We start from the raw sequence: 12553 nt of genomic DNA, 5'->3' as shown, positions 1-12553 counted from the left end.
ATGTAGAAGCCAATCTAGTTTTAGATCGGCTTCTTTTTTATTCAAAGCTATTTTCGTAAACATCGTTGTTTTTTATAAAATGAAATTTTCATGTGATTTGTTGTATAATATATATGGAATTATTTTGCAGATTGGTCGGAGGTAATTTTATGAATTTGCTTAATATCTCTTTTATAATATTGATAATGGCAGGATTATTATTGGTTATTTATGGATTGCAGAAAAAATCCCAATTATCAATGTTCTTTGGTGGGATGGCCTTCTTAGCACCAATATTTTATTTCATTAGTTGGACTCCCGTTTTACCTTTTGTTGCCCCGATTGCATTGATAATTTCATTTCTTGGGAAGAAAAAAGGTAAAAACGCTTAAACAGACTCTTTAAAGGGTCTATTTTTTATACACACTTTAACATTTCAACTGTTGTATCATTACGCTGAAATAAGCATTTTCCTATTTCGAGCCAACGGTACTAATAAAGATAATTGTCCAAATATTTCATAGCACCCCGTTGAAAACGCACTAGCCATTCTTAATCACAAACTCTTCTCTATAATCTGATTATTGCTATATCCATTGACGTATAAAAATTCATTTGTTACCCTTGTTTATGTTAATTAAATACATAAATCCTCATTCGTATCTCGGTGAGGTAGAGGTTGCAGTCATTAAGAGTATCATTTTAGGAGATGGAGTGGCATCGATGAATAAATGAGAAAGGAATGATTGCCGAAGTAAGATGTGTCCACTATGCACACTTGCTGGGTCTGCTATTTAATAAATGCAGAACTGTCACAAACAACTGTTTGTGGAGAGCTATCGAGAGGTATGTCGTGGGTTTCCTATAAGATAGAAAGCACGTGCGACGATCGTAGGTGTTTTTTTTGTTTTGTACGAAGCTTGCCTTACTTCCTTTTCGGAAGACATACATATCTCCTTGCTTGACTTGGTTATACTAACTTTGGAGGTATTTTTTATGCAACAGAAAAAATGGGGCTTTTGGGTACTAACAGCATTTGTTGTCGGCAATATGGTTGGCGCTGGTATTTTCATGGTGCCAAGTACATTAGCACAAACAGCAAGCCCTCTTGGTGTTACGTTAGCTTGGTTAACAACCGGATTCGGTGTTTTAATGTTAGCCCTTGTTTTTGGCAATTTAGCAATTCGTCGTTCGGATTTAACGACAGGACCACAAAGTCACGCTTATGCTTTATTCTCATCACCTAAGAAGAAAAAAATGGCTGGATTCAGCATGGTGTGGGGCTACTGGGTCGCAAACTGGGCAAGTAATGTTGCCATTATTACATCTTTTGCAGGTTATTTATCGCTTTTCTTCCCAATTATGAAAGATACACGACTATTATTTACAATCGGTACTTTCGATGTGGAAGTTGGAAAGCTCATTACATTTTCCATGTGTTCTTTCTTATTATGGGGAACACATATCATTTTAACAAACGGTGTAAATGGAGCTGGAAAATTAAACTTTTTAGCAACAACAACAAAGGTAACAGGATTCCTTCTATTTATCATAGTAACTTTATTTGCATTCCAAGCTTCAAAGTTTGGACAATGGTACACACCAATTGTTGATAAAGAAGGTGTATCGCATGGGCTACTTTCACAAGTAAACTTAGCAGCTCTAACAACGCTTTGGGCATTTATCGGCATTGAGTCTGCTGTTCTTTTATCAAATCGGGCAAAATCCCCAAGAACAGTGAAACATGCAACCGTAGCTGGATTATTAATCACTGTTGCAATTTATTTAGGAATCACCATCTTAACAATGGGTGTTCTTCACATAGATAAATTGCAGATTTCAGAACGTCCATTAGCTGATGCATTAAATGCCGCTATGGGGCACGGCGGAGGAAAATTAATGGCGCTCCTTGCTCTTACTTCTCTCTTCGGTTCCATTTTAGGCTGGATTTTATTAAGCTCAGAAGTACCTTATCAAGCAGCAAAAGAAGGTTTCTTTCCTTCCTTCTTTGCGAAAACAAATAAAAAAGGAAGCCCCATTTATTCACTAAGACTGACAAATATTATGTCACAAGTTTTCCTATTCTCGACATTATCAGGTACAATCGCTGAAGCTTATACATTTGTCATTACGGTATCAACATTAGCTTACTTAATTCCATATCTCGTTTCACCAATTTTCCAATTAAAACTGGTTGTAACTGGTGAAACATATAAAAATGAACTAGGTTCCAGAATATTAGACGGAATCATTGCAGTCATTGCACTATGCTATGCACTATGGGTGATTAAAACGGGCTCTTCTGATCTAAAAACATTCCTTCTTGGAATCGGCTTATTTATAGTCGGATTTGCCTTTTATCCATTAATGAATCGCGATACAAAACAAAATAAAAGCGAGCAAGTTGCCTAAAGCAATTTGCTCGCTTTTATTTTCACTTTATAATAGAAATAGAGGTGAAAAACATGTCAATTGAAACATTATGGAGTGCTCGCTTTCAAAAGCATTTGCAAAACATGTTCACATATTTTACTCGTATGATCAATGGACTTTTGTATAGCTTTATTTTTCTCACATGTATCGGTGCTTATTATTACGCACAATTTTTAAAAACGTCTCCTTCTAAAGTCATCTCATTATTCATCATCGTTATTTTACTTACTATTATACTCATGAGATGCCCGGTTCGGACGTTTCTGCAGAAGCCTGATGCTGTCTATTTACTAGCGCTTGAAGAACAATTAACATCTTATTTTAAGAAAGCTCTTCTATATAATTATATCGTTCAGTTGTTCCCATTACTGTTCACTTTTCTTATCATCACACCGCTCGCCATGCAAATCTTACATATGACATTACCTTCCTTATGCACTTCCTTTTTCATTCTTATACTAGTAAAAGGATGGAATGTATACATACATTGGATATGGCAAGAGCGCCTTGAGAAAAACATATGGCTTACTGTCCGAGCAATTCTTAACGTACTCATTCTGTATACTCTTTTTTCTTATACAAACGTAATCGTACTCGGAAGCTTTTTTTTCTTTCTTGTCGTTACACTTTTATATACAAACAAACAACCGAAAAAGCAAATACCTTGGGACTATCTCATTCAGCAAGAAGAAAAGATGGACATTCATTTCTATCAATTTGCCAGCATCTTTACCGATGTACCACAACTGAAAAAACAAATAAAACAAAGGAAATGGCTTACTAGTTGGATTGAAGTACTCTTATATCAAAACCGAGAAACGTTTTTGTATGTAAATACACTATCTTTTTTACGTGCAAATGATTATTTCGGTCTATATATGCGGCTCACAATGATTGGCTCTTTCCTTGTTTATTTCGTACCAAACGTATTTGTAAAAAGTGCTCTCACTTACTGCCTCCTATATATGACATCAATGCAAATGCGCTCTCTATGGACATATTTTTCAAGAAATATGATTGTCGCATTGTATCCGATTGAAACGAATGAACGAATGCGTCAATTTCTTACACTTATCTCTTTTCTAGCAAGTATTCAACTGATACTATGTGCTAGCATCATCCTTCTATCTACGTGGCAAGTGCTACACATTTGTTTGTTTACAGTCATTGGCATAATTTATATCAAATATATGATTGTACCAAAAACAAAGAAACGAATTTCTTCATTACCTATAAGATTTAGTTAATCAACTCTTTAAAAGGAGCGATAAAAATGAATAAAAAATTTTTATGGTTAGCTTTGATTTTAAGTTTACTAGTAGTTGCACCATTTCGTTGGCACCTCGGCACTTCATTCCTCGTAGTCTTTATCGATATGATTACGAAGTTCTCTTTATACTTCATAGGAATAGTACTAGCTCTATACCTTATACAGTACTTAAAACAAAAAATCGAATACGAAAAACAAATACTACAGCTTTTAAAAGAACTGAAAGAGAATAAGAAAAAAGGTTCTCTTTAAATTTGAACCTCGAATATATCTAATGCCCCCAGATGCTTTTCAGTATGTGGGGGGCTTTTACTTGATGTTTTTTCATAGCGGCATATGTTGTAATAAAAGTTTATTTAAGATTTTTTGCATCCCATATCGGCAATACAGTAGAGTATTTAATTTCACGAAGCGCCAGACTTGTCTGTATTTTTGTAATGCCAAGCTTATTTAATTTTCTAATAAAACGTTCTAATTCTTTGCGATCTCGATTAGCTACTTTTAGTAAGTAATCGTATTCCCCTGTTAAACAATGACACTCTAACACTTCCGGCATAGATTGTAATTCTTTTTCTAACACTTCTAGCTTTTCTGCTTGATGAATGTTTGTACTCATAAAAATAAAGCATAACAAATCAAACCCAAGTTTTTCTTGATTTAAAATTGCAACTTGTCTATCAATAAATCCTTCATTCTCCAGTCTTTTAATGCGCGCATGCATTGCCGATGGTGATAAATTTACACGTCGCGCTAATTCCGCATTACTTACTTGTGATTCCTTTTGTAAAATATCGAGTATTTGGACATCTAAATCATCCAATACCTTAATAACGGAAGACTCCATCAAACTCCTCCTTTTTTCTTACCGATGATTCTTCGAAAAAACACATCACAACCATATGAAATACGAATTTTTTTCGTTAAATAGATGATTGACGAAATATTTTATTGAATTTTCACTATTATACAAAAGAACATATTAGATTTGAAGAAAAAATGCTAAAATGATTTACAATTCATTCTTATTTTGTAAAAGGGGTTTGAGGTCATGCCTTATTTTTATATTTTATTATTATTACTAACAAGCTTATTATGGGGAGGAAATTTCGTCGTTGGAAAATCACTTGTTGATTATGCTTCGCCGATGACACTTACAAGTTTAAGGTGGATTATCGCGATTGTTTGTTTATTACCGATTGTATGGCTGAAAGAAAAGAAACTCCTTCCGCCGCGTGCTGCTCTTCTGCCGCTAGTGCTAATGGGAATTACAGGAGTTGCTCTTTTTAATATTTTTCAATTTTTAGCGCTTGAGAACACATCCGCTACGAATGTCGGGCTCATCTCGACATTAAATGCAATTTCAATTGCCTTATTTTCTGCTTTATTTTTAAAAGAAAAGATTAATATGCTGCAAATTCTTTCTATGATTCTATCTTTTTTTGGGGTTCTTCTCGTTCTGTCAAAAGGGGATTTTTCCATTTTATTTTCATTACGTTTCAATAGTGGAGATGTATGGATGATTGCTGCCGTTTGTATTTGGGGCATCTACTCCGTTTGTAGTAAATGGGCAACGAAAACAATATCACCCATGCTAGCAACTTTCTATTCGGGAATTTTCGGTGTCATCCTATTATTACCTTTTCATATCCGCACATTTACTGTGACGAAAATCGATGCTTCCTTTGTGACTTCTTTGCTTTACACTGGGCTTATTTCCACTGTCGTCTGCATGGTCCTTTGGAATATTGGCGTGCAAAAATTAGGAGCGACAACGTCGGGAATCTTCTTAAATTTCAATCCTATTTTCACTGCTATATTAGCATTCCTTTTCTTAGGCGAAGCGTTAACATGGGTGCAAGTGTTAGGAACAGCAATTGTTGTGACAGGTTGTTATTTATTTTCTCATTTTAAAACTGCTACCTTGCAGCCGCGTACACCACTTGTGCGCAATCATTAAAGAAAACGCCGTGATGTTACGGCGTTTTTTTCACTCCTATAAGTTTCAATTTTTGTCCTGCCTTCACATAAGATAATAGCGGAATATCCTCCTTTACTACCTTTCCAACTACATTCACTTTTTCATCCTCTGGTAAATCTTGAAGCGTTATTTGTAACTCTCCTGCATATCGGCCATATAATTCGTTATCAATTATAATGCTTCCGCACTTTCGTTCCACTGTGTTCTCTGCTCGTAATCTAACCGGATTTTCTTCTCTTGATTCAACAGAACGAATGACATCACGTGCTGGATCAAACCGATTCGTATGTACTCTTTCTATTCTCTCTACTATCTTCTTCTCATTTATACAAGGTGTATAACGAATAGGAATCACGCCTTTTTCTGCACATGCAATGTCTTGTACACTTTGCAAACTCCCGCTTATATCCCCGATTGACACTTTATCTACACCACATTCTTGTACACATTCTAAATATGCCTCAAGCGGCCGCATATATCGGTGCTTTTCTAAAGTTGGTAGCCCTTCATATAACGGGCCCCGTTTTTCACCATCACCAGGAATAAAAGCCATCGTTTTCATTCCGCATTGATGTAGATAGTGATTTCGCTTTTGTAAAAACGATTTTGCTAATCCCGTTTCCGGACGCGGGTAAAAATTGTGCCATGCTTCTACGGAATCGACTCTTATATTCTCCTTACAAAGTTCCTCCCAAAAAGATGGTGTGATTGTACTTGCATTTAATGCGACTTTCATCTTACGAGATATATGAGCAATTTGCTTTGGCTCTATCCCATAATCCATACGTAAACCAGTAATTCCCCAGCCTACTAGCTCTTCTACATTTTCATATGAAACGCCTAAATGGTGTAATGATTTTGAAGATACATCTACCATTAATTCCATTTCATATTTTTGTGCCTGTCTTCCAAGTATTTGTATGAGTTCTTTATACGTATTCGGGTCATCTTCTGGTATATGAAGAGACGTAAAAATAGATGAAAATCCATTTTCCTTCGCAACTTTTAACCATTCTTCTTGTTTCTTTATTCCCTCTTTTGCAAGATAAATCGAAACTCCTAGCATATAAATCTTCCTTTCTATTAATAGAAAAAGGAGCTGTCCCATAAGTCGGTGAAACCGACTTATGGGCAGCCCTTTTATTTTTTGCACAAAAAAAATCGCCTCATCCTGTATAATTGTAAGCAACCAAACTAACAAAAAAACGAAAGCAGAGGCGATTTTTTTATGAGTAACCATTCAGTTACTTTTATTCATTATAACATTGGGCAATTGATTCTACCAATGGATTATAGCGATTGAATCCCAGAAAATCATGTGGCAAGAGTCATCCATGAGATGGTAGAACAAGTCAGTGATGATTTATTCTTTTCTCGTTATCAAGGGAGTAGCCGTAGGTCCTACCACCCAAAAATGATGACAAAAGTGATTCTCTATGCGTATACGCAAAAAATCTATTCTTGTCGTGATATTGCCAAATCCTTACGAGAATACCTACCAATGATGTGGTTATCTGGGCAACAAATGCCCGACTTTCGAACAATTAATCACTTTCGCTCAGAACAAATGAAAGATAGGATTGAACCTCTTTTCTCAGAATTAATTCAGCTCTTATTGAAACAAAACTACATATCTATGGAGAACTACTTTTTGGATGGAACAAAAATAGAAGAAAATGCCACTAAGTATTCTTCCGTATGGAAAAAATCAACAGAGAGCTATGAAGAGTAGTATTTTATATTTCTTAATGTATAAAATAATTTAACATGATAAGATAATATTTGAATAGACGTTATATTACTAAAATTAAAGTGGTTCAAGTTGGAAGAAGGCAACTCAGGTGTCTTTTATTTACTCCTAAATCTACAATTTACCGTATAATTCCCTTATTCTCATATAAAGGATAAATTAAAATAAGGAGGATATTTATACATAAAAAAAGGAGCTCTTATAATTACATCTTTATTACTTATAATTAGTTTATTTATAATCGGAAAAAGCATAATAGATCGTTATTTCATTACAGGTGATCCGAAATTAAGAGAAGAAACCATTATAGGTATAATGTGGAACTTAGAAGAAAAAGGCTATACGAAGTCAGATGTTTTAGAAATTAAGCCTTTTTTTAGTAGTAAAATAAATCAATACGGAGTATATATTAAATTTAAAGATGAACCCAACATATGGTACGAATACATACGTTGGGATAATCCTCATACAGGTAAAGTTAAATTTGAACAAGATTATAATGGCGAGCGAGGAAAACATACAGAATTAAAATAATATGGATTTAATTACATCGCAAAAAGCATATTAATGCATCTTATATATCTTATGTATATTTTCTTCTAAAAAAAGCACTCCTACAAGTCATAGCCATCAAGTTAAGGTTACGTATGTATAATTTTCAACAAAAACAGCCATCCTTTCATGGAGTATCCATGAAAGGATGGCTGTTTTTATGTCTTCAATGAATCTTACGGAAGAACTTCAATTATTAGAACCAGAACTAAAAGGTACATTTTCACTTTCCTTTTTAGAATCACTTGCACGAAAAACAGGAATGATTCAACGTGCAAGGAAATGTAAAGCACAGGATATCGTTTCTTTATGCGTTTTTCTAAGTAAAACAATTGGTACAGAATCATTAGCTAGTCTTTGTACCAAATTAAATGAATCAACAGGCGTTTCCCTATCTTCTGAAGGACTGAATCAACGTTTTATCCCTCATACCGTTCAAATTTTTAAACGAATTTTTGCAAGGCTATTCCATCAGAATATTTGTCCAACTCCATTGATAGTAGGGAATTTTAAACAAATTCGAATCTTAGATTCTACCATGTTTCAACTTCCCAAGCACTACGCTCATATATATAAAGGTTTTGGTGGTGGTGGATCAGAAGCTGGAGTCAAAATTCAACTGGAGTATGCTTTATTATCTGGAAACTTTCTTCAAATGGATGTGAATCATGCAGTTAGTAATGATAATGCATACGGACAAACTCGAACAGATGCATTAGAACCAGGAGATTTATGTGTCAGAGATTTGGGGTATTTTTATATTGATGATTTTAAGAAAATGGAGGAAAAGCGAGCTTCTTATATTTCGCGTATCCGTTGGAATACACAAGTATATAGAAAAACAGAGGACATGTGGGAACTGATTGATATAGAAGCCACTTCAAAACAATTAAAAGAGGGAGAACATATCGAGTTGCCTTGCGTATATATTGGATTTCATCAAAAACAAGTAACACGTTTGATCATCTATAAATTAACAAAGTCTGAACATACGAAGCGATTAGAACGGCACAAAAAAGAAAAAAGACGAATGCCTACATACGCAAGTGGAATCAACTTATTTATTACAAATATAAAAGAAACAGATATGAAAGCACATGAGATTTATCAATTCTATTCCCTTAGGTGGCAAATTGAAATTTTGTTTAAAACATGGAAATCTATTTTAGGTATTCATGCGGTTAAAAAGATAAAACTCGAACGATTCCAGTGCCATTCGTATGGACAGTTGATTGCGTTATGTCTTATCGCAAGTATAACTTATAAAATGCGGAGACTCATATGGGAGAGGAAACATAAAGAAATCAGTGAATATAAGGCAACATATATTATATATTTATTTTCCAAGTATACTCGATGTGCTGTTCACATCCTGTCGAGACATAATTCCCATTCTTATCAGATTATTCGAAGACCTGTCGAAAAATGGTAGGAAGGCGCATCGGTATACCAAATATTCACCATTTGATATTCTTGGCATCACTCAAGAATATACAAATTCACTTCAACACATCGCTTAAAAAATAAATATGTTGAAGTCTTATTTGAGTATGTCCAAATATAGAAACTTGTATTCTATATCTAACAAAAACATTCCAGATGCTGAAAGCATCTGGAGTGTTTTTGTTAACTTGATGGCTATGCTCCTACAAGTACTTTTTTTAACCTAGCTAATACTATTAATTACTTAACCCCAGGTTCCTCCTCTACCAATAAAGTATAGCGCTAATTTATGTTAAGTAAATAAGAAGTCTGCTTGTATTTTATTGAAACCCCTACTAAAATATGACATTATATAATATGTATTTCTATTTTATATAATATTTTTCTGAAGGAGGAAAAAGGTATTGAAGAAGTATTTTTCAATTTTCATGTTATTATTTTTAGTTATTCCTTCATTTAACAACATTTCTTTTGCAGAAGAAACAGTAGTTAAACAGCCTTTAAACAAATGGTTCTATGCATATAATGAGCCATCGTTTAATTCTCAAAAGTCTAATGGAGGCAATCAATTTGGACCACAAATAGCTTTAGGTGTTAAAGAGAAGCGAGCGAATGGTTGGTGGAAAGTAGTTACTTATGAAGGTGATAAGTGGATTAATCCAGACGGAGAACTTAAAGCTTTTGATAAGCCATTTTTAGTGTTCTACGAACCATCGTTTGCATCTCAAAAAGGAAATATGGAAAAACCGTATAATCCTACTACTATTAGAGTAGTTGATGGAAATACTGCAGGTTGGTTAAAAGTCCAAACTTGGGAAGGCGACAAATGGATGTATCCAGATGTTACAGAGACAAGAGTAGTTGATCATAACTTTTATGTTTATAACGAACCTTCTTTTACATCAGCTAAAGGGAATGGGGGCAATCAATTTGGGCCACAAAAATTCCTTGCTGTAATGGAAAAACGTCAAGATGGCTGGTGGAAGGTAGTAACTTGGGAAGGTCCTAAATGGGTTGCATTGAATGGTGCTAAAATGTATATACCACAAAATCTATATTACGCATATAATGAACCTTCGTATTCTTCTGATTTTGCAAATGGTGGAATTCCATATGGGCCACAGACCGTCAAGGTTTTAGAAGAGATTCCTAATGGCTGGTTAAAGATAGCGACATGGGAAGGTGATAAATGGATTAATCTTATTGGAGAGAAAGTATGTAAGAAGATTAATTCAAATGTTCAGCGTGCATCTATTTCTAAAACAGAACTAAGTAGTAATGAAAAACAATTAAATACCAATGGAGAAAATGTGGATGTAGTGAGTTCTTCAGACTCTATCCAATTGTCTTGGAACAAAAGGAACATTGTAGCTAATTATAAGTTGCAAAAATTCAATGATAATAATCAATGGGAAGAAATTTGGAATGGTTCTGATACAAAGTTTACTGTTTCAGATTTGGAATCTTCTAATTCGTATGCGTTAAAATTAATTTCGTATGATAATCAGGGAAATATCTTAAATGAAAGTAAAATTAATGCTGTCACGTTAAAAACAAAAGAGGACAAGCAACAAGTTCGAAAAGCATTTTTAAGCCCAGAAAAAGCTAATGTCAGTATGGCAGCTGCAAATGAAAATGATAGTAAAATACTTTATCCAATGACAGATGCTTATATAAATACGGTTGAATCTGGCGGAATGGTAAAAGTAACGTGGGGAAATGTACCAACTGATGGGAATACTTATCAAGTTTATAAAAATGGTCAGTATGTTACAACAACTAATAAAAATGAATTTATAGAATCCCAAAGGTCAGTTGTTCAAAAAGCTGCTGTAAATAAGGCAGATAATATATCTTCAAAAGATGATCCGTATAGAAATTATTATGATATTAAAGGTTTTAAGAGTGTTCCTGCAGAAAAGATTGAAGAAAAAGTAAATTCTCTAAAAGCATCTGATATTAATCTTACAGAACATCAAAAAAATGAATTAGGATGCGAAGAAAAGGAAATTTCTACATATGTAGATAAACCAGGATGGAGTGCAATGCAGAAATCAGCTCAATCTCCATCAAAATATATGGCGGCTGATACTTTTGATTTTGGATATTTATTTAGATATCAAACATTTATTCCAATGGCTCAAGTGGAAGGACCACTCGGATCTGGTTACAAATATTTTGAAGGTGACACAAGAAGAAGATTTAGTTTCTTCTCAGATCAATTCCGAACGAGGTTAGATGTTAAAGTTACTTGGAAAATGAAACCAGGTGGAGCTTGGGTAGGCACCCCTGCAGAATTCAGTTCTAATAAGGAAACTGGTTGGACTCACGGAGTCGATAATAATAATGTATCTAGAAAAGGTAAAGCAAATGCTAATACTGATTTAACTTATAAAGTTATATCTGCAACGCCTACACAAGCTAATTTTATAATGAGAGTTGCATCTTCAAATCCATTAGTTAAAGGAGCGCCAGATATAGATGCGCTTGCAGCTGTAACTCTTAATAGAAATGGTAGTGGAGCAACATCAGGTTTCCATGATAGAGCACCAAACCATGAATTTTATAATGCGCTATACTCAGGAGCTAAGCCTCGGTTTGATAATGTAGTAACTCTTCATACAGCTACATTGCATCCAGTATTAGAATTTTGGGCTCTATTTCCAGGTGTATCTACAGTAGAATTTTTAGCAGTATTTCCAAGGAATACAGTTAATTAAGATCATACTAAGATATAGTAAAAACTCAGTTGCTGGAGAGCGCTGAGTTTTTACTAATAATGTTATATTTTTAATTACTTTTGATAGCTATATTGAAATAGAGATGAGGTGCACTTGATTGAAGAAATTCTTGGTATCCTATGCATATTCAGTATTAAGCTTGCTAATCATTATAAATATAATCCAACAGTATAATTACGTGCTGTTGGAGGGGAAATCTAAATACAATATATTTATTGATGTCTATGTTAATACAATCCAAGCAACATTAGCTGCATGTATTTTGGGAGCCCCAATGGTTTTATTTGGTTGTATTTTAGGTGAACTACTGTTCAGGTATATTATTTTATTAAATAAATATAACTTTATATTTTCTGTTATAATATATATTTTTTTAGGATCAGGATTGATTAGTATTTTTTTATATT

The 12553-nt window shown here is 34.1% G+C and carries 11 protein-coding genes and 1 riboswitch; of the genes, 9 read left to right on the top strand and 2 right to left on the bottom strand.

Features of this window, described 5'->3' with window-relative positions; genetic code table 11:
- Positions 1 to 149 precede the first annotated feature (149 nt).
- From MR059_RS15810 to MR059_RS15795, 4 genes are all read left to right on the top strand, one after another.
- Entirely contained in the window at positions 150 to 371 is a 222-nt protein-coding gene (locus MR059_RS15810) for a hypothetical protein (protein WP_041809471.1), read from the top strand.
- A gap of 273 nt (positions 372 to 644) precedes the next feature.
- A riboswitch (Lysine riboswitch) is annotated at positions 645 to 826 on the top strand.
- A 149-nt stretch (positions 827 to 975) separates the two neighbouring features.
- Positions 976 to 2391, top strand: coding sequence for an amino acid permease (locus MR059_RS15805; RefSeq protein ID WP_011983785.1), 1416 nt, complete (start codon positions 976 to 978; stop codon positions 2389 to 2391).
- A gap of 53 nt (positions 2392 to 2444) precedes the next feature.
- Entirely contained in the window at positions 2445 to 3659 is a 1215-nt protein-coding gene (locus MR059_RS15800; RefSeq protein WP_011983784.1) for an ABC transporter permease, read from the top strand.
- Positions 3660 to 3685: 26 nt separating this feature from the next.
- Entirely contained in the window at positions 3686 to 3934 is a 249-nt protein-coding gene (locus MR059_RS15795; protein WP_011983783.1) for a hypothetical protein, read from the top strand.
- Between the two features lie 100 nt (positions 3935 to 4034).
- Here the strand turns inward: MR059_RS15795 and MR059_RS15790 are convergent, their stop codons facing one another.
- Complete coding sequence (locus MR059_RS15790; RefSeq protein ID WP_011983782.1) at positions 4035 to 4526, bottom strand: Lrp/AsnC family transcriptional regulator; 492 nt, start codon at positions 4524 to 4526, stop codon at positions 4035 to 4037.
- Positions 4527 to 4730: 204 nt separating this feature from the next.
- On the opposite strand from MR059_RS15790, the gene MR059_RS15785 reads away from it, so the two are divergent.
- The gene (locus MR059_RS15785; RefSeq protein ID WP_011983781.1) at positions 4731 to 5639 is read left to right on the top strand and encodes a DMT family transporter; all 909 of its coding nucleotides are present in this window, start codon (positions 4731 to 4733) and stop codon (positions 5637 to 5639) included.
- 16 nt (positions 5640 to 5655) lie between these two features.
- Here MR059_RS15785 and MR059_RS15780 read toward each other — a convergent pair whose 3' ends face one another.
- Positions 5656 to 6726, bottom strand: coding sequence for a DUF871 domain-containing protein (locus tag MR059_RS15780; RefSeq protein ID WP_011983780.1), 1071 nt, complete (start codon positions 6724 to 6726; stop codon positions 5656 to 5658).
- A gap of 237 nt (positions 6727 to 6963) precedes the next feature.
- Here MR059_RS15780 and MR059_RS15775 point away from each other — a divergent pair, with 237 nt between their 5' ends.
- The 4 genes from MR059_RS15775 to MR059_RS15760 all read left to right on the top strand — a co-directional run bounded on the left by MR059_RS15775 (position 6964) and on the right by MR059_RS15760 (position 12125).
- Entirely contained in the window at positions 6964 to 7392 is a 429-nt protein-coding gene (locus tag MR059_RS15775; RefSeq protein ID WP_465038434.1) for a transposase, read from the top strand.
- Positions 7393 to 7593: 201 nt separating this feature from the next.
- On the top strand, positions 7594 to 7944 hold the full coding sequence (locus tag MR059_RS15770) for a DUF3139 domain-containing protein (RefSeq protein WP_041809469.1): 351 nt from the start codon (positions 7594 to 7596) through the stop codon (positions 7942 to 7944).
- Between the two features lie 178 nt (positions 7945 to 8122).
- Positions 8123 to 9394 carry an IS4-like element ISBce12 family transposase gene (locus MR059_RS15765; RefSeq protein ID WP_011983777.1) on the top strand — a complete coding sequence of 424 codons (1272 nt, stop codon included), beginning with the start codon at positions 8123 to 8125 and terminating at the stop codon, positions 9392 to 9394.
- A gap of 415 nt (positions 9395 to 9809) precedes the next feature.
- Positions 9810 to 12125: a DUF3238 domain-containing protein gene (locus MR059_RS15760; protein ID WP_011983776.1), complete on the top strand. Its 2316-nt coding sequence runs from the start codon at positions 9810 to 9812 to the stop codon at positions 12123 to 12125.
- Positions 12126 to 12553 lie beyond the last annotated feature (428 nt).

Source organism: Bacillus cereus group sp. BfR-BA-01522 (assembly GCF_022662635.1).
Lineage (GTDB): Bacteria > Bacillota > Bacilli > Bacillales > Bacillaceae_G > Bacillus_A > Bacillus_A cytotoxicus.
The sequence above is the reverse complement of the archived record's forward strand: the minus strand, read 5'-3'. Positions and strand labels throughout refer to the sequence as shown.